This is a genomic window from Acidovorax sp. 100, assembly GCF_003688355.1.
In the GTDB taxonomy this organism is placed as follows: domain Bacteria; phylum Pseudomonadota; class Gammaproteobacteria; order Burkholderiales; family Burkholderiaceae_C; genus Acidovorax; species Acidovorax delafieldii.
Genome location: NZ_REFD01000001.1, coordinates 4,844,067 through 4,860,454, shown reverse-complemented (window position 1 = coordinate 4,860,454; position 16,388 = coordinate 4,844,067). Strand labels below are relative to the sequence as shown.

At 65.2% G+C, this 16,388-nt stretch carries 18 protein-coding genes and 1 tRNA gene; 6 read left to right on the top strand and 13 right to left on the bottom strand.

The window, feature by feature from the left end; all coding sequences use genetic code 11:
• The first annotated feature begins 2 nt into the window (after positions 1–2).
• The 5 genes from C8C96_RS22250 to C8C96_RS22230 all read left to right on the top strand — a co-directional run bounded on the left by C8C96_RS22250 (position 3) and on the right by C8C96_RS22230 (position 3,457).
• Complete coding sequence (locus tag C8C96_RS22250) at positions 3–425, top strand: BLUF domain-containing protein (protein ID WP_056060427.1); 423 nt, start codon at positions 3–5, stop codon at positions 423–425.
• A 206-nt stretch (positions 426–631) separates the two neighbouring features.
• Complete coding sequence (locus C8C96_RS22245; protein WP_121943674.1) at positions 632–1,513, top strand: DMT family transporter; 882 nt, start codon at positions 632–634, stop codon at positions 1,511–1,513.
• Complete coding sequence (locus C8C96_RS22240; RefSeq protein ID WP_121943673.1) at positions 1,510–2,358, top strand: DUF429 domain-containing protein; 849 nt, start codon at positions 1,510–1,512, stop codon at positions 2,356–2,358. The genes C8C96_RS22245 and C8C96_RS22240 overlap by 4 nt, the downstream gene beginning before the upstream one ends.
• Before the next feature lie 84 nt (positions 2,359–2,442).
• On the top strand, positions 2,443–2,661 hold the full coding sequence (locus C8C96_RS22235; RefSeq protein ID WP_121943672.1) for a hypothetical protein: 219 nt from the start codon (positions 2,443–2,445) through the stop codon (positions 2,659–2,661).
• A 124-nt stretch (positions 2,662–2,785) separates the two neighbouring features.
• Positions 2,786–3,457: a histidine phosphatase family protein gene (locus C8C96_RS22230; protein ID WP_121943671.1), complete on the top strand. Its 672-nt coding sequence runs from the start codon at positions 2,786–2,788 to the stop codon at positions 3,455–3,457.
• A gap of 38 nt (positions 3,458–3,495) precedes the next feature.
• On the opposite strand, the gene C8C96_RS22225 is transcribed toward C8C96_RS22230, so the two are convergent.
• From C8C96_RS22225 to C8C96_RS22185, 9 genes are all read right to left on the bottom strand, one after another.
• Positions 3,496–4,050, bottom strand: a complete 555-nt coding sequence (locus tag C8C96_RS22225; RefSeq protein ID WP_121943670.1) for a hypothetical protein — start codon at positions 4,048–4,050, stop codon at positions 3,496–3,498.
• Between the two features lie 31 nt (positions 4,051–4,081).
• Positions 4,082–5,428: a tetratricopeptide repeat protein gene (locus C8C96_RS22220; protein ID WP_121943669.1), complete on the bottom strand. Its 1,347-nt coding sequence runs from the start codon at positions 5,426–5,428 to the stop codon at positions 4,082–4,084.
• A 23-nt stretch (positions 5,429–5,451) separates the two neighbouring features.
• Positions 5,452–6,060: a hypothetical protein gene (locus tag C8C96_RS22215; RefSeq protein ID WP_015012762.1), complete on the bottom strand. Its 609-nt coding sequence runs from the start codon at positions 6,058–6,060 to the stop codon at positions 5,452–5,454.
• Positions 6,061–6,164: 104 nt separating this feature from the next.
• Positions 6,165–7,568, bottom strand: coding sequence for an amidase (locus C8C96_RS22210; protein WP_121943668.1), 1,404 nt, complete (start codon positions 7,566–7,568; stop codon positions 6,165–6,167).
• A gap of 130 nt (positions 7,569–7,698) precedes the next feature.
• Positions 7,699–9,189, bottom strand: coding sequence for an ABC transporter substrate-binding protein (locus C8C96_RS22205; protein ID WP_121943667.1), 1,491 nt, complete (start codon positions 9,187–9,189; stop codon positions 7,699–7,701).
• A 106-nt stretch (positions 9,190–9,295) separates the two neighbouring features.
• Positions 9,296–10,177, bottom strand: coding sequence for an ATP-binding cassette domain-containing protein (locus C8C96_RS22200; protein WP_121943666.1), 882 nt, complete (start codon positions 10,175–10,177; stop codon positions 9,296–9,298).
• Positions 10,174–11,211: an ABC transporter ATP-binding protein gene (locus tag C8C96_RS22195; protein WP_108499513.1), complete on the bottom strand. Its 1,038-nt coding sequence runs from the start codon at positions 11,209–11,211 to the stop codon at positions 10,174–10,176. Before C8C96_RS22195 ends, C8C96_RS22200 begins: the two co-directional genes overlap by 4 nt.
• Positions 11,212–11,240: 29 nt before the next feature.
• Entirely contained in the window at positions 11,241–12,119 is an 879-nt protein-coding gene (locus C8C96_RS22190; RefSeq protein WP_121943665.1) for an ABC transporter permease, read from the bottom strand.
• A gap of 5 nt (positions 12,120–12,124) precedes the next feature.
• Positions 12,125–13,087 (bottom strand): ABC transporter permease, encoded by a 963-nt coding sequence (locus tag C8C96_RS22185; protein ID WP_121943664.1) that lies wholly within the window; start codon positions 13,085–13,087, stop codon positions 12,125–12,127.
• A gap of 208 nt (positions 13,088–13,295) precedes the next feature.
• Here C8C96_RS22185 and C8C96_RS22180 point away from each other — a divergent pair, with 208 nt between their 5' ends.
• The gene (locus C8C96_RS22180; RefSeq protein ID WP_056060470.1) at positions 13,296–13,553 is read left to right on the top strand and encodes a YfhL family 4Fe-4S dicluster ferredoxin; all 258 of its coding nucleotides are present in this window, start codon (positions 13,296–13,298) and stop codon (positions 13,551–13,553) included.
• 101 nt (positions 13,554–13,654) lie between these two features.
• On the opposite strand, the gene pth is transcribed toward C8C96_RS22180, so the two are convergent.
• The 4 genes from pth to C8C96_RS22160 all read right to left on the bottom strand — a co-directional run bounded on the left by pth (position 13,655) and on the right by C8C96_RS22160 (position 16,359).
• The gene (gene pth, locus C8C96_RS22175) at positions 13,655–14,263 is read right to left on the bottom strand and encodes an aminoacyl-tRNA hydrolase (RefSeq protein ID WP_121943663.1); all 609 of its coding nucleotides are present in this window, start codon (positions 14,261–14,263) and stop codon (positions 13,655–13,657) included.
• Positions 14,264–14,465: 202 nt separating this feature from the next.
• Positions 14,466–15,101, bottom strand: a complete 636-nt coding sequence (locus C8C96_RS22170) for a 50S ribosomal protein L25/general stress protein Ctc (RefSeq protein WP_056060476.1) — start codon at positions 15,099–15,101, stop codon at positions 14,466–14,468.
• 160 nt (positions 15,102–15,261) lie between these two features.
• Positions 15,262–16,236, bottom strand: a complete 975-nt coding sequence (locus C8C96_RS22165; RefSeq protein WP_056060480.1) for a ribose-phosphate pyrophosphokinase — start codon at positions 16,234–16,236, stop codon at positions 15,262–15,264.
• 46 nt (positions 16,237–16,282) lie between these two features.
• Positions 16,283–16,359: transfer RNA gene (locus C8C96_RS22160), tRNA-Gln, on the bottom strand.
• Positions 16,360–16,388 lie beyond the last annotated feature (29 nt).

The window sequence follows — 16,388 nt, the reverse complement described above, 5'->3', positions numbered from 1 at the left end:
CCATGCTGGTACGCCTGCTTTACGCCAGTCGCGCGGTCGATACCTCGCCCGCCGCCATTGAAGCCATCCTGACGCAGTCGCGCCAGCACAACCCCGGCAGCGGCATCACCGGCGTGCTGTGCTACGGCGGCGGCGTGTTTTTGCAAGCCATCGAGGGTGGGCGCTCCGCCGTGAGCGAGTTGTATGGCCACATCCAGAAGGACACGCGCCACAAGAACGTGGAGCTGCTGCACTACGAAGAAATCGCCGAGCGCCGCTTTGGCGGCTGGACCATGGGGCAAGTCAACCTGTCCAAGATCAACCACTCCATCCTGCTCAAATACTCCGAAAAGCCCGAACTGGACCCGTATGCGGTATCGGGCAAGGTGTCGTTTGCGCTGCTTGAAGAGTTGATGGCCACCGCCTCCATCATCGGCCGAGCTTGAAAAGCGGGGCGTTTGGCTACTGCGCGGCCTGATCCCGGGCATGCGGTACTCGCCGCACGGGAGTGCGGCTGCGTTCCTCCACCCAGGCTGAGGCCGCTCGCTACGCCAATCACCCCACTTTTCGTTGTTGTCCTGAACCCGTCATTGCAGCCGCAGCCCACAGGGGCTGCGGCTTTTTGCATTCAAGCCCTCTCTCTTTCTGACCCGTGACCTTCACCGCCTTCGCCCTCATCATCCTCGCCGGCCTCATCCACGCGTGCTGGAACATCGTGGCCAAGAAGGCCGGGGGGGACTCGCGGTTTGCGTTCTTCACCTCGGTGATCATGATGGTCGTCTGGGCGCCGCTGGGCTGGTACCTGGGGCGCGACGCGGTGCCGCAGTGGGGTGCGGTGGAGTGGGGCTTCGTGGCCGCCAGCGGGCTGTTGCATGTGGCGTACTTCGTCATCCTGCTGCGCGGCTACCGTGTGGCGGACCTCACGGTGGTCTACCCGCTGGCGCGCGGCTCGGGGCCGCTGTTGTCGTCGCTGGTGGCCATCACGCTGCTGGGCGAGCAGATCTCGGCGCTGGGTGCCTTGGGCATCGTGGGCGTGGTGGGGGGCGTGTTTCTGATCGCGGGTGGCCCGGGCCTGCTGCGCGCCGCGCACGACCCTGCCGCGCGGGCGCGGGTGCACAAGGGCATGTTGTACGGCCTGCTCACGGGCGCCTTCATAGCCAGCTACACGGTGGTCGATGGCTATGCGGTCAAGTTTCTGCTGATGTCGCCCATCCTGGTGGACTACATGGGCAACTTTGTGCGTGTGGGCCTGCTGGCGCCCGTGGTGCTGCGCGACCTGCCCACCGCCCGCGCCCTGTGGCTGGCGCAGTGGCGTTTTGCCCTGGCCGTGGCGGTGGTGAGCCCGGTGGCCTATGTGCTGGTGCTGTATGCCATGCAGCAGGCGCCCCTGTCGCACGTGGCCCCGGCGCGCGAGGTGTCCATGCTGTTTGCAGCGCTGATTGGTGGGCACCTGCTGGGCGAGGGTGACCGCGTGGCGCGCATTTTTGGCGCGCTGTGTATTGCGGCAGGCGTCACGGCGCTGGCCTTGGGATGACCGCCGCCGCACCACAATCCCTGCTGCTGGGCTGCGACTTCTCCAGCAGCCCCACGCGGCGCAAACCCATCGTGCTGGCGCTGGGCCAGCGCCAGGGCGCGCGCGTGTCGCTCACCACGCTGCAGCCGTTCGACACCCTGGCCGCGTTCGGCCAGTGGCTGGCGCAGCCCGGCGACTGGGTGGGCGGGTTCGACCTGCCTTTTGGCCTGCCGCGCGAGCTGGTGCAGGCGCTGGGCTGGCCCACTGACTGGCCGGCGTGTATGCAGCACTACCGCGGCCTCAGCCGCGACCAGATCCGCGCGCAGTTTGCGGCGTTTTGCGACGCGCGCCCCGTGGGCGGCAAGTTTGCCCACCGCGCCACCGACGGGCCCGCAGGCTCCAGCCCCTCGATGAAATGGGTGAACCCGCCAGTGGCCTACATGCTGCACGCGGGCCTGCCGCGGCTGCTGGACGCGGGCGTGCACCTGCCCGGCTTGCACACAGGCGACCCCCGCCGCGTGGCGCTGGAGGCCTACCCCGGCCTGCTCGCGCGCGAAGTGCTGCAGCGGCGCAGCTACAAAAGCGACGACCGCGCCAAGCAGACCCCCGACCGCCTCATCGCCCGCAAAGACCTGGTCAACGCGCTGGAGCTGGGCCAGACCCACCTCGGCCTGCGCCTCAAGCTCAGCCATGCCCAGCGCGATGCGCTGGTGCAGGACGCCAGCGGCGACAGCCTGGACGCCGTGCTGTGCCTGCTGCAGGCCGCCTGGGCCCAGCAGCGCCATGCCGAGGGCGACGCGCTTTACGGCCTGCCGCCGGGGCTCGATCCACTCGAAGGCTGGATCGTCACCGCGGACAAGCCCTGACCAACGATTCCGCCGCTTTTCCAGGCATCGGCCCGCCGCAGGCTGCGTAGCATGGGCGGGACACGTTGGATGCTTTGTTTGCCCATGCCTTTCGCCCCCCGCCATTGGTTCGCGCTGGTTTTGCTGGCCCCGCTGCTGCTGCAGGCCGCCCCCGCCCCCTGGTACTACTGGCGCAGCCTGGTCGATGGCCAGCGCGTGTGTGCACAAACCTCGCCCGGCCCGGGCTGGGAGCGCGACAGCGCACCCCACGAAGGCCCCGGCTGCCAGCCGCGCCGCAAGGTACTGGTCGTGCCCATGCGGTGACGGGCCGCACGGCGGGTGGTGGACAGTCGGCTGTTATAAAAAACATAGCTATCAGCGCTTATTGCATAAGCGCTTGCGGGCAAAAGAGCTTGCAATGCTGTGTGTACATTCGATAATGGCACGTATGACTGAATTGATTCTGATCCGCCACGGAGAGACCGACTGGAATCGCGAACTGCGCTTCCAGGGCCACGTGGATGTGCCCCTCAACGCCACTGGCCACGAACAGGCCCGCCGCCTGGCCGAGCGCCTGGCTGCAGAGCGCCCCGTGGTGCACCACCTCATCTGCAGCGACCTCATCCGCACCCAGCAGACCGCCACGCCCAGCCTGCAGGTGCTGTTCCCCCAGGCCCGCATCGACACGCTGACCGACAGCGCCCTGCGCGAGCAAAACTTTGGCGTGGTGGACGGCAAGCGCGTGGACGACGTCAAGCAGGAACACGCCGATGCCTGGAACCAATGGCTGCGCTTTGAAGCCGACTACGGCATGCCCGGCGGCGAGACCACCCGCCAGTTCCACACCCGCGTGATGGACGCCGTCTATCGCATCGCCCAGCAGCACAGCGGCCAGACCGTGATGGTGGTCACCCACGGCGGCGTGCTCGACATGATCTGGCGCACGGCACGTGGCACGGGGCTGGACGGCCCGCGCCAGAGCGACATCCCCAATGCAGGGCTCAACCGCGTGCGGGTGAGCGGCGATGCCGTGGAAGTGCTGGACTGGGCCGACGTTCGGCACCTGGCGGATTTACCGGAGCAGCCGGTGTATGACCAGACGAAGTTGGTGGTGCGGTGAGGGTTGCGTGAGACGTCAGTGCGCTTACGTCTGACTCGCTAGAGGTTGCCGCTGAATTGTGGGAACTTTGCCAAGTAGTCGCGTAGACCATGGTTTCCCGTCAGAACATCTGACTCCTGATAAAGCGACTCGAAATCAATGGTTTCGATCGGGTCTTGTCTATCGCTTCGCCACGCAGCAAAGCCGTGAATAACGATTGCCGAACGAGGTTCGATGGGACCGCTCTCGTAGTAGGAGATGTGATAAATCCTATCCTTGGCAACCCTCAAGTAGAACTCCTGGCGCCAGTGTTCTTCATGCTCAGCGCACAACCTGCGATACAGATCCGTCTTAAGCAGAGACTTCAGTGACTTGTAAGACTGGATATGTCTTGCAGAGGTGAGCCAGTTGAGTCGATCGGGTGCGGGCCGACCATCCGGCTGTGCTCCGAGCATGAGGGATCGGTACGCCCGTTCGAGGGCAAGTACGGCCTCCTTGAAAAGCTCAACGTCGTGCGTATTTTTCCAAGGGATATAGATGGCCAACACGGAGACCGCTGCGGATCCCAGTGCAATAGCTGCGGCAAAGGTCGCGATTTGATCAGATGGTGTCATTGTTTTGACTATTGAGTCGGTACCTTTGAAGTCACTCCCCCGTCAACCCCAACACCCCATTCACCACCCTCACCTGTCGCGCTAACCGCACCGACTCCGGCTGCGTATTCACCAACGGCTGCAACACGTTCTGCACCGCCGCCCACTGCCCGTTGCGTTGCAGCGCATCCAGCCAGATCTGGTGAAACAGATCCCGCTGCGCATGGCTGCCGCCAATCTCCACCAGCCGGGGCAGGGCCACGCCCAGCTTCTCCACGGCCGTCGCCCAGTCGCCCTGCGCATGCGCCAGCAGGCCGTGGGCGGCGGGCACGCACACCTGTTGCCACACGGTGCGCTCGTGTGCCTCGGTGCGGGTGGCGGCGTGGGCCTCGATGCCTTGTTGCAGCGTGCGTGCTGCCTCCATCCGCCCGGCGCGGGCCAGGCCGTAGAGGTATTGCAGGTCCAGGAAGGGCAGCACATGGTCGGCAAGGCGTTGCGCGAGGTGGTTGGCTACGTCGGTCCAGCGGTCACCGACATCCACGCCTGCCAACTCCAGCCGGGCGAGCAGTGACACGGCGTTGATCTGGTCCTGGGTGTATTCCTTGACCACGCCCCAGACCTGGCTGTCGTAGAGCGCCAGCACCTCGGCGTGCCGGTCCTGCTCCAGCAAAAACAGCGCCTGGTGCCACCAGTTGTGCGTGACCATGAAGGAGTTCAGGCCCGTCCAGGTGTCGCCCACGCTGGCCATGAAGTCGGTACCTTCGCGGATGCGGCCCTGGGTCAGCATGACGTGGGCCAGCGCGTGGTGGGCCCAGGGTTCTTTGCGGCACAGGGTGATGGCGTGGCGTGCGGCGCTTTCGGCCTCTTGCAGGCGGTGGCATTGCTCCCAGCCAAAGGCGAGCATGCCGTGCAGGTAGGGCACCTCGGCCGCTGCGGGCAGGGCCTGCAGCGCCAGGCGCAGCATGCCGGGCGAGTCGCCCCGGTTGAACAAATGGTATTGGCCGAGCTTGAGGGAGGCGAGGTCGCGCGGGTGCAGGCGGGCTTGCTCCTCGTGCAGTGCGATGGCGCGGGGCAGGTCGCCATCCACCCAGGCGGCGACGGCGGCCACAAAGCGTTGCTCACGCTCGGTAGCCTCTGTGGCGCGGGCCAGGGCCTGGTCGATGAAGGGGCGGGCGTTGCGCGGGGCGTCGGCCGACTCGGCAAACATGTGCAGCGCGGCGCAGCTGGCCTGAACGATGGGGCTGGTGTCGGCCGCCGCGTTCAGCACGTTCACTGCGCGGGCTTCGCAGGCGATGAAGCCTTCTACAAAGTCATTCAGCGCTGTCGCGCTGGTTTCGTCCTGCAGCGTGATGGCGTTGCCCAGGCTGTCGGTCATGCGGGTGTGCGTGGAGGATGGCATGGGGCATTGTTGGGTCGCTGGGCTCAGCCGCCGTTGATCAAGGTCAGGTAGGCGTTGCGGGTTTCGGCTGAAACGGAAGCGACGAGCTGTTCGTGCGGTGTCTGGTGCCGCGCCAGCATGCGGGCGCTGGCCACCGTTTTGGACTTGCAGTACCAGTGGCAGGTGTGCTGCATCAGAAACAGCTCGGCCGTCATCATGTAGGCGCGGTCTTTGGGCGACAGGTGGCTGGTGTTCTGCACCACATGGGCAATGCCGCGCGCGTGGATGGCAAGCGCACGACGCACGTCAAAGGTCATGGCGGGCAGCAGCTTGTCGGCAAACGGGATCGGCACGGAGAGCCGGCTGACGCGGGCGTGGGCTTCGTCCACCTTGGCAAAGTCGGCGGCAAAGCGGCTGAACTGCTCGCTCAGTTGCGACTCGGTGGTGCTCAGCAGGCTCCAGATCTGGCTGCGGCGCTCGTCGGTGCTTTCACCCAGGGCGCGCAGGTAGCCGTCGGTCAGCGCCTCCATCAGCTTTTCGATCTGGTAGTTGGCCAGGTGTTTGCCCAGCAGCGCAATGCGCTTGCGCTGCTCTTTGGCGTTGAGCATGAAGGTGCCGGTGGCGATGAGGATCGCCAGGATGATGATGTCCATGCGGTGGTGGGATGGTGGTTTGTGAGGTGGGGGCTCCAGCGGTGGTGCCAGCGTCAGAGCGTATCCCCCAAGGTTACCAACAACAACGCACGACAGATGCAGGGTTATGCCGCAGGCGGCTGGGGCCACGCCCGCTGGGGTTCGCGGATCAGCTCGAACGCGTGCGCCACCTGCAGCACGCCCAGGTCGTCAAAACGTGCGCCCGCAATCTGCAGGCCGATGGGCAAACCAGCGCGGGTGTAGCCGCAGTTGACCGAGGCCGCAGGTTGCTCGGACATGTTGAACGGCACGGTAAAGCCGATGTGTTCCAGCGGGCGCAGCGGGTCGTTGGTGGGCGAGGGCAGCTCGGCCTGGAAGGCGACGTTGGGCGCCACGGGCGAGATCACATAGTCGAACGCGCTGCAGGCCTTGACGGCGGCCACGCGCGTCAGGTGGAACTGGTGGCTGGCAGTGAAGACCTCGGTGCCGCTCATGCCGGCGGCACTGTCGGCCCAGGTGCGGATGTAGGGCAGCACCTTGTCGCGCCGCGCCGCAGGCAGGGCCTGCAGGTCGATGTGCGAGCGCATGCGCCAGAAGTGGTCCATGCCGTCGAGCATGGCCTGGGTCATGAAGGGCACCATGGGCACGATGGTGGCGCCGGCGGCTTCCAGGAGTTTTGCTGCGCGCTCCACGGCGGCCTTCACCTCGGGGTCTACCGGCAGGCCGCAGCCTGCATCCAGCAGCAGGCCGATGCGCAGGCCGCGCAGGCGTTCTGCGCCCTTGTTGAACTGGCTCCAGGCGATGTCCTGGTAGGGCAGGCTCATGCTGTCGCGTGCGTCGGGCTGGCTCAGCACCTGCATCATCAGCGCGGCGTCGGCCACGGTGCGGGTCATGGGGCCGGCGGCGCGGCCGGTGTAGGGCGGGTCAATCGGGATGCGGCCCAGGCTAGGCTTGAGGCTGAAGATGCCGCACCAGCTGGCAGGCAGGCGCAGCGAGCCACCAATGTCGGTGCCGATGTGCAGCGGGCCATAGCCCGCAGCGGCCGCCGCGCCACCGCCGGCGCTGGAGCCGCCCGGGCCCTTGCTCACGTCCCAGGGGTTGCGCGACAGCGGGTGAAAGGTGGACAGGCCGGATGACAACATGCCGTAGTCGGGCATGGTGGTCTTGGCGACGATGACGGCACCGGCCTCGCGCATGCGGGCGGCGGGGGGGGCGTCAGCTGCGGCGGGCACCAGCTCGACGGCGGCCGTGCCCAGCGGGGTGGGGTCGCCTTCGGTGGCAATGTTTTCCTTGATGGTGCTGGGCACGCCGTCGAGCAGCCCCTTGGGCTCGCCGCGCAGCCAGCGGGCCTCGGAGGCACGGGCCTGGGCCAGGGCGGCCTCGGGGCGCAGCAGGTAGGTGGCTTTGATGTGGGGCTCCCACCGTTCAATGTGGGCCAGCACGGACTGCGTGACCTCGACCGGTGACAGCTTGCGCTGGCGGTAGGCGGCAATCAGGTCGTGGGCGGGCAGGTCGTGCAGTTCGGTCATGGCGGGGTGGGTGGTCGCCGTAGCGATGTTTATCAATAAAAAAGGCCGCAAGCGCTAGTGGATAAAGCGCTGGCAGCTATTGTTTTAGGAGTCTTGACTCCTGCACGCGCCGCGTTGCGGCGCGTGGCTGTCAGGACCAGGACAGCGCGGAGATGTCGTTCACGAACACGGGCATGTCTTTCCACAGGCCCTTGAGGTTCTTGTTGGCCACCGTGATCCACTGGTTGGAGTACAGGAAGGCGTGCACCGCATCGTTGGCCAGCAGGCGCTGCGCATCGCCCAGCAGCTTGGCGCGGTCGGCGGGGCGGGCGGCGTTCTTGATCTGGTTGAACAGGTCGTTGAACTTGGGCGAGTTGTAGGCCCAGTAGTAGTCGGGCTTGGCAAAGTTGCCCAGGTCAAAGGGCTCCACGTGGCTGATGATGGTCAGGTCGTAGTTTTTGCTGCCGTAGGTGCCGCTGAGCCACTGCGCCCATTCCACGTTCTGGATCTTGGCGATGATGCCGACCTTGGCCAGCTGGGCAGCCACCACCTCACCGCCCTGGCGGGCGTAAGGCGTGGGAGGCAGCGTCATGGTCAGCTCCAGCGGCGTCTTGATGCCGGCCTCGGCCAGCAGCTTCTTGGCCTTCTCGGGGTCGTAGGGGTTCACGCCCGTGGTGTCCACGTAGCCAAACGCGCCGGGCACGTAGTGGCTGCCGATGGGTGCGCCGTAGCCGTCGCCCGCGCCTTCGATCACGGCCTTGCGGTCAATGGCTGCGGCAATGGCGCGGCGCACGCGCACGTCGTCCAGCGGCTTCTTGCCGTTGTTGATGGCCACGATGGTTTTGGCGCGCGAGCCGCTAACCACCACCTGGAACTTGGGGTTGGCCTTGAATTGCGCCACGCTGCGTGGCGTGACGCGGGGAAAGGCGTCCACGTCACCGGCCAGCAAGGCGGCCACCTGGGCTGCGGGGTCGGAGATGAAGCGGAAGGTCGCGCGCTTGATCTTGATGGCCTTGGCGTCGCGGTAGCCGTCCCAGGCAGTGAGCACGACTGAAGAGCCCTTGTTCCAGGCCTGCAGTTGGTAGGGGCCGGTGCCCACGGGCTTGTTGGCGTTGGTGTCGGCGCTCTTGGGCTCCACGATGATGGAGGTGGCCTGGCCCAGCACGAACAGCAGGTCGGGGTCGATCTCCTTGTTGAGCAGCACCACGGTGTAGTCGTCCACCACCTGGGTGGTGATGCCGGCAAAAGTGCGCTTGTCCTTGTTGGTGCTCTTCTCGCCGCCTGCGCGGTCGTACGAGAACTTGACGGCCGCAGCGGTGAAGGGCTCGCCATTCTGGAACTTCACGCCACGGCGCAGCTTGAAGGTGTAGGTCTTGAGGTCGGGCGAGACCTCCCAGCTTTCGGCCAGCAGGGGCGACACGCTGCCGTCGGGGTTGATCTTGGTGAGCGTCTCAAAGATGTTGTACTGAACGATTTCGGCGATGGCAGAGGCCGCACCGGCGGTGGGGTCCAGGCCTGGGGGCTCCAGCGTCATCGCCAGCGTCACCGCATCTTTGCGGCCTTGCGCCAGGGCGCCAAGCGAGGTGGTCAAGGGCACAGCGGCGATGGCGCCAGTGGCAAGGACGGTACGGCGGTTCAGCATGTTCGGACTCTCCAGACAAAAAACCAGACAACAACCATAAAGACCCCCGGTGCAATTTGTTACCGGGGAGGAAAGAAGCTTTTTACACCATCACACCTGCATGTGGTTATGCGGTTTTTGCCGTTGCCGCAACGGCTGCCGCACGGCGCGCCCGCGCGCGGCCGGGCAACACCTGCGGCACGGCGCCCACCAGCGACTGTGTGTACGGGTGCTGCGCGTTGCGGAACAGCTCGCCCGGCGAGCCGCGCTCCACGATGCGGCCCTGGTACAGCACCACCACCTCGTCGCACAGGTGGTTGACCACCGCGAGGTCATGGCTGATGAGCATGTAGGTGATGCCGAACTGCTGCTGCAGGTCTTGCATCAGGTTCAGCACCTGGGCCTGCACCGACACGTCGAGCGCGCTCACAGGCTCGTCGGCCACGATGAGGCGGGGCCGGGTGATGAGGGCGCGTGCAATGGCGATGCGCTGGCGCTGGCCGCCAGAGAATTCGTGCGGGTACTTGCCCAGGTCGTTGGTGCGCAGGCCCACTTGCGACAGCACCTGGGCGGCCTGCTCGCGCTGCTCGGCGCGCGTGGTCTGGCCTTGCGCCTGCAGTGGTTCGGTCACGATGCGCTCCACGGTCTGGCGCGGGTCCAGCGACCCATACGGGTCCTGGAACACCATCTGAAAATCGCGGCGCGCCTGGCGCAGCTGCTCGGCGGGCAACTGGTGCAGGTTGAGGCCCAGCAGCTCCACCGTGCCGGAGGTGGGCGCATCCAGCGCCATCACCAGCCGTGCCAGGGTGGACTTGCCCGAGCCCGATTCGCCGACGATGCCGAGGCTGCGGCCAGAGGCAATCGAGAAGTTCACGCCGTTGAGCGCATGCACCTTGCCCTGCGGGCGAAACAGGTGCTCGCGGGGCAGTGTGTATTCGCGCACCAGGTCGGTCACCTGGAGCAGCGGCGCGGTGGCTGGCGCGACGGTGGTGTGGGGTGCCTGGGTCATGCAGCCACCTCGATGATGTTGACCACGTCCGCACTCTGCGCCTCGGCAATGGCTTCGCGCCGCAGGCAGCGCACCAGGTGGTCGCCGTCGGCATCGGTGGCCACCAGCGTGGCCTCGGGCTGCTTGTGGTGGCAGTCATCCACCGTGTAGCTGCAGCGCCCTGCAAACGGGCAGCCTGCGGGCAGGTCCACCAGCTCGGGCACCGTGCCCGGAATGGTGGACAGGCGAGGGCGTTGCCCGGGCGCGTGCACGGCACCCAGGTGGGGCCGGGCGGCGAACAGACCGCGTGTGTAAGGGTGGGCCATGGCCGAGAAGACCGAGGCGGTGGAGCCGCTTTCGACCACGCTGCCGCCGTACATCACCATCATGCGGTCAACGTTCTGCGAGATCACCCCCAGGTCGTGCGAGATGAGGATCAGCGCCATGTTGCGCTCGGCCACCAGGTCGCTGATGAGGTCCAGGATCTGCTGCTGGATGGTCACGTCGAGCGCCGTGGTGGGCTCGTCGGCAATCAGCAGGTCGGGCCCGCAGGCCAGCGCCATCGCAATGGTGATGCGCTGGCGCTGCCCACCCGAGAACTGGTGCGGGTAGGCGTCAAAGCGCTGTGCGGCGTTGGGGATGCCCACGCGGTCCAGCAAGGCAATCGCTTCGGTGCGTGCGGCTGCTGCATTCATGCCCCGGTGCAGGCGCAGCGGCTCCGCCACCTGGCGGCCAATGGTGTGTACGGGGTTCAGGGCCGTCATGGGCTCCTGGAACACCATGCCAATGCGATTGCCGCGCATCTTGCACATCTGTGCATCGGTGCGGCCCACCAGCTCTTGCCCATCAAAGCGGATGCTGCCGGTGACCTGCGCACTCTCGGGCAGCAGGCCCATGAGCGACATGGCGGTGATGGACTTGCCGCAGCCCGATTCGCCGATCAGGCCCAGGGTTTCACCGCGCGCCAGCGAAAAGCTCACGCCGCGCACGGCATCGGCGGGGCCCCGGTGCGTCTGCAGGCGGATGCGGAGGTTGGAGACTTCTAACAGAGACATCGTGGGGTCGGGGAGGCTTCTTGGCGGGGTCAACGCTTACGCGAGAGGCGGGGGTCTAGGAGGTCGCGCAGGCCATCGCCCAGCAGGTTCAGCCCCAGCACCGCCAGCGCAATCGCCATGCCGGGCCACACCGCCAGCAGCGGGGCCTGGAACATCAACGTCTGTGCCTCGCTCAGCATGCGGCCCCAGGAGGGCTGGGGCGGCTGGGTGCCCAGGCCCAGGTACGACAGGGCGGCCTCGGCCAGGATGGCGATGGCGAACTGGATGGTGGCCTGCACGATGAGCACCGACAGGATGTTGGGCAGCACGTGTTCCAGCGTGATGCGCCAGCTGCCTTTGCCGCAGGCACGTGAGGCCAGGATGTATTCGCGCGACCACACGGCGTTGGCCGATGCGCGCGTGACGCGTGCAAACGTCGGGATGTTGAAGATGCCGATGGCGATGATGGAATTCACAATGCCTGCACCAAACACCGCCGTCATCATGATGGCTGAGAGGATGGCGGGGAAGGCAAACGTGAAGTCCGCCAGCCGCATGATCAGCTCTTCCACCCAGCCGCGCTTGGCGGCGGCCAGCAGTCCCAGCGCCGTGCCCAGGGTCAGGCCGATGCCCACCGCGATCACGCCCACCAGGATGGAGTTGCGGGCGCCCACCAGCAGCAGCGAGGCCACATCACGGCCAAAGGCATCGGTGCCCAGCCAGTGGGTGCCGGAGGGACTCGCCAGCTTGTTGGCCAGGTCCATCTCGTAGGGCGACCAAGGCGTCCAGACAAAGGAGAGCAGCGCAGCAAGGATCAGCAGCGCCGACAACACCGCACCGATGACAAAACTGCGGTGGCGCAGCGCGCGGTGCAGCCAGCCGGGGGCGGAGGGTGTGGAAGAGGAGAGGGTGGACACGGCGGCGCTCATGGGGATCAGATGTCGGAAGCCTTCACGCGGGGGTCGATCACGGCGTAGAGGATGTCCACGACGAAGTTCACGATCACCACCATGGCGGCGAGCAGCATCACGCAGTTGCGCACCACGATCAGGTCGCGGTTGGAGATGGACTGGAAGATCAGGCGCCCGAGGCCGGGCAGATAGAACACGTTCTCGACCACGATGGTGCCCGCCAGCAGGTTGGCAAACTGCAGCCCCATCACGGTGACCACCGGGATCATGGCGTTGCGCAGCACATGGCCCCACAGCGCTGCGCGCTGCGTGAGACCTTTGGCGCGGGCCGTGCGTACAAAGTCTTCACGCAGCACCTCCAGCACGGCCGAGCGGGTGATGCGCGCGAGGATGGCAGCCTGCACCACAGCCAGCGCAATGGCGGGCAGCAGCAGGGCTTTGAGGGCTTCTAGCGGGCTGCCGCCAGCGTCTTCCGTCCAGCCCGGAAAGCCGCCGGCCGAGAACCACTGCAGCTTCACCGAGAACAGCAGAATCAGCAGGATGGCGAACCAGAAGTTGGGGATGGCAATGCCGATCTGCGCCAGGCCCATCACGCCCACGTCACCCAGCTTGTTGTGGCGCGCCGCGGCGTACACACCGGCGGCCAATGCCAGCACCGTGGTGATCACCATGGCCATCAGGGCCAACGGTACGGTAAGCGCCAGGCGCTCCAGCACCAGGTCGAGCACGGGCGAGCTGTAGGCGTAGCTGTCGCCCATGTTGCCCACCACCAGGCCGCTCACCCATTGCCAGTAGCGCAGGCTGGCGGGCTGGTCCAGACCCAGCTTGGTGGCCAGAGCTGTCACCGCATCGGGAGAGGCATCGGGACCCATCAGAATCTGCGCGGCATTGCCCGGCAGGATTTCCAGCACCAGGAACACGACGATGGAGGCGCCAATCAACGTGGCCAGGAGGGTGACAAACCGCTTGAGAAAAAACAGGCCCATGGGTGGGGTGCGTTGGCAGGTGGGTCAGACGCAGGGGCGTCAAAATTAATGTGTATACACAGCATAACGGTAAAAACGTCCCCGTCAGCGGTGGTGGGTTGCAGTGTGGCACGCAAGGCACATGCCACCGGCGCGGGATAATACGGAGCATGAACTGCGCCGCTCGCTCCGTTGCCCCTGTTTTTGGCCCCGTGCACTGGGAGGCTGTATGGCGCTGATGATCACGGACGAGTGCATCAACTGCGATGTGTGCGAGCCCGAGTGCCCCAACCAGGCGATCTACCTGGGGCAGGAGATCTACGAAATCGACCCGAACAAGTGCACAGAATGTGTAGGGCATTTCGACGAGCCCCAGTGTGTGCAGGTCTGCCCTGTGGCCTGCATTCCCGTGAACCCGCAGCACGTGGAAAGCCGCGAAACCCTGTGGCAGAAGTTCCAGCGGCTGCAGGCGTCCACGCCGACGTAATTTGAGCCAAATCGACCGCTTGCGCTAGTGGTTCATGTCTTGCGTGCTATTGAATATATAGCGATATCCACAGCACAACGGCTGGATGGACTGGTGGCCCCTCAGTCCTCCACAGGCCGAGGGGGCTTGGGGCGGGGCGGTTTGGTGGTGTGGATGAGCAGCGTGGCCTTTTCCATGTCCCCCGCCAACAGAGCGGGGTAGGCCTTGAGCGAGTGGGCGATGCTGTCCTCGATCAGCGTGCGCTGGTCTGGCGACGGTTTCTTGAGCACCCAGTTGGCGACTTCGCTTTTGACGCCCGGATGGCCGATGCCGATGCGCAGGCGCCAGTAGTCGGGCGAGCCCAGCTGTCCGTGGATGTCACGCAGGCCGTTGTGCCCGGCATGGCTGCCGCCGCGCTTGAGCTTGACCTGGCCTGGTGCAATGTCCAGTTCGTCGTGCACCACCAGGATTTCCTCGGGCAGGATTTTGAAAAAGCGCGCCAGCGAGGCCACCGATTTGCCCGAGAGGTTCATGAAGGTCTGCGGCTCCAGCAGCCACACGTTCTGGCCGTGCACCGTGGTGCGTGCCACCAGGCCGTGGTAACTGCGCTCTGGCACCAGCGTGGTCTTGAGTTCGTGCGCCAGGGCATCAATCCACCAGAAGCCGGCGTTGTGCCGCGTGTCCTCGTAGTCTGGCCCGGGGTTTCCCAGGCCTACAAACAGCTTGATCATGTGCGGGATTATCGGTGGCTGGGGGTGGAGAAAGGCCGTCAGCATTGCTGCCGCTGCCTGAGGATGCAGTCGGCGAGAGAGAGGTGCGGTGTGCAAAGTGCGCCACACCAATGAAAACGGCCCACGCAAGGTGGGCCGTTTCGTGGTCAACACCGCAAAGCGGGTTGACCGGGTGAAGTGATCGAGGTCGTTGACCGGCGAATTACTTCTTGCCCTTGCCCTTGCCCTTGGCATCGGCAGCAGGAGCGGCTTCAGCAGGGGTCTCGACGACCACGACTGGAGGCACCACGGACACCAGCACGGGGTTGTTGTTCTGGCCACCACGGACCTTGGCCACCACGCCCTTGGGCAGCTTGATGTCCTTCAGGTGCAGGGAAGCACCCTTTTCCAGCTTGGACAGGTCCACAGCGATGAATTCGGGCAGGTCCGAAGGCATGCAGGTCACGTCCAGTTCGTTCACGATCGGGTTGACCATGCACTTGTCCACCTTGACGGCGTTGGACTCTTCTGCACCGCTGTAGTGCAGTGGCACCTTCAGGTGCAGCTTGGTCTTGTCGTCCACGCGCTGGAAGTCGATGTGCAGCACCAGTTGCTTGTAGGGGTGGTATTGCACGTCACGCAGCACAACCTTGGACGTGGCGCCAGCCACTTCCATGTCCAGCACGCTGGAGTGGAACGCTTCCTTCTTGAGGGCGTGCCACAGAGCGTTGTGGTCCACCTCGATCAGTTGTGGCTCGGTAGCACCACCGTACACGATGCCAGGCGTCTTGCCCGAATTACGCAGACGGCGGCTCGCACCCGTACCCTGCTTGGCGCGCTCAAAAGCGACGAAGTTCATAGTTAGCTCCTGAAAAGGGTGGACCGCGACCAGTCGTACCCCGATTAAAAAAGACCTGTGACGCCTTCATGGCGGCAGGCCTGCGCATTGCTCTCGAACAGACAAGCCTCCCGAAGGAGGCCTGCGTGCAATCCGACTGCAACGCTCCCGGGGGAGCGTGTCAGAACAGGTTGTCCTGGTCCGAGAACAGACTCATGACCGACTCACCCTTGGCAATGCGCTGGATCGTTTCGGCGATCAGCGGGGCCACGGAGAGTTGGCGAATCTTGGAACATCCCTTGGCGTTGTCGCTCAGCGGGATGGTGTTGGTCACCACGACTTCATCGAGGGCTGTGCCCTTGGCGATGCGTTCGATGGCAGGACCCGAGAAAATGGGGTGTGTGCAGTAGGCGTACACCTTCTTGGCACCGCGCTCCTTGAGCACTTCGGCAGCCTTCACCAGCGTGCCGGCGGTGTCGATCATGTCGTCCATGATCACGCAGTTGCGGCCTTCGATCTCGCCGATCACGTGCATGACTTCCGACACGTTGGCCTTAGGACGGCGCTTGTCGATGATGGCCAGATCACAGTTCAGTTGCTTGGCCAGGGCGCGTGCGCGCACCACGCCGCCCACGTCGGGGGAGACGACGATCAGATCTTCGTAGTTCTTCTGGCGCAGGTCGCCCAGCAGCACCGGCGACGCATAGATGTTGTCCACGGGAATATCGAAGAAGCCCTGGATCTGGTCAGCGTGCAGGTCCATGGTCAGCACGCGGGCCACGCCCACGGCTTGCAGCATGTTGGCCACCACCTTGGCCGTGATGGGCACACGGGTAGAGCGGGGGCGGCGGTCTTGGCGGGCGTAACCGAAATAAGGAATCACGGCGCTGATCCGCTCAGCCGACGCGCGCTTGAGCGCATCGACCATGATCAGCAGTTCCATGAGGTTTTCGTTGGTGGGTGCGCAGGTGGACTGCACCACGAAAACATCACGTGCGCGCACGTTTTGTTTGATTTCGACGGTGACTTCACCGTCAGAGAAGCGACCCACGTCAGCCGCACCGAGGGTGGTGCCGAGGTGTTGGGCAATTTCAGCTGCCATGCCAGGATTGGCATTGCCGGTGAAAACCATGAAGTCGGGGTGGTTGGCTTGCATGAGCGTCCCAGCAGTCTGAAATAAAAGCCCGTACGCGGAAAGCGTTTGGCAGGGGAAGAAGGATTCGAACCTTCGCATGCCGGAATCAAAATCCGGTGCCTTAACCAGCTTGGCGACTCCCCTACACAGGTCAATTGCCGAGGGCAACCAAC

Bases quoted from the DNA above. Each gene is read 5' to 3' on its own strand.
- C8C96_RS22250 (WP_056060427.1), top strand. From the start codon at position 3: ATGCTGGTACGCCTGCTTTACGCCAGTCGCGCGGTCGATACCTCGCCC.
- C8C96_RS22165 (WP_056060480.1), bottom strand. From the start codon at position 16,236: ATGCAAGCCAACCACCCCGACTTCATGGTTTTCACCGGCAATGCCAAT.
- C8C96_RS22180 (WP_056060470.1), top strand. From the start codon at position 13,296: ATGGCGCTGATGATCACGGACGAGTGCATCAACTGCGATGTGTGCGAG.
- C8C96_RS22190 (WP_121943665.1), bottom strand. From the start codon at position 12,119: ATGAGCGCCGCCGTGTCCACCCTCTCCTCTTCCACACCCTCCGCCCCC.
- C8C96_RS22170 (WP_056060476.1), bottom strand. From the start codon at position 15,101: ATGAACTTCGTCGCTTTTGAGCGCGCCAAGCAGGGTACGGGTGCGAGC.
- C8C96_RS22215 (WP_015012762.1), bottom strand. From the start codon at position 6,060: ATGGACATCATCATCCTGGCGATCCTCATCGCCACCGGCACCTTCATG.
- C8C96_RS22240 (WP_121943673.1), top strand. From the start codon at position 1,510: ATGACCGCCGCCGCACCACAATCCCTGCTGCTGGGCTGCGACTTCTCC.
- C8C96_RS22230 (WP_121943671.1), top strand. From the start codon at position 2,786: ATGACTGAATTGATTCTGATCCGCCACGGAGAGACCGACTGGAATCGC.
- C8C96_RS22195 (WP_108499513.1), bottom strand. From the start codon at position 11,211: ATGTCTCTGTTAGAAGTCTCCAACCTCCGCATCCGCCTGCAGACGCAC.
- C8C96_RS22210 (WP_121943668.1), bottom strand. From the start codon at position 7,568: ATGACCGAACTGCACGACCTGCCCGCCCACGACCTGATTGCCGCCTAC.
- C8C96_RS22205 (WP_121943667.1), bottom strand. From the start codon at position 9,189: ATGCTGAACCGCCGTACCGTCCTTGCCACTGGCGCCATCGCCGCTGTG.
- pth (WP_121943663.1), bottom strand. From the start codon at position 14,263: ATGATCAAGCTGTTTGTAGGCCTGGGAAACCCCGGGCCAGACTACGAG.
- C8C96_RS22220 (WP_121943669.1), bottom strand. From the start codon at position 5,428: ATGCCATCCTCCACGCACACCCGCATGACCGACAGCCTGGGCAACGCC.
- C8C96_RS22185 (WP_121943664.1), bottom strand. From the start codon at position 13,087: ATGGGCCTGTTTTTTCTCAAGCGGTTTGTCACCCTCCTGGCCACGTTG.
- C8C96_RS22225 (WP_121943670.1), bottom strand. From the start codon at position 4,050: ATGACACCATCTGATCAAATCGCGACCTTTGCCGCAGCTATTGCACTG.
- C8C96_RS22235 (WP_121943672.1), top strand. From the start codon at position 2,443: ATGCCTTTCGCCCCCCGCCATTGGTTCGCGCTGGTTTTGCTGGCCCCG.
- C8C96_RS22200 (WP_121943666.1), bottom strand. From the start codon at position 10,177: ATGACCCAGGCACCCCACACCACCGTCGCGCCAGCCACCGCGCCGCTG.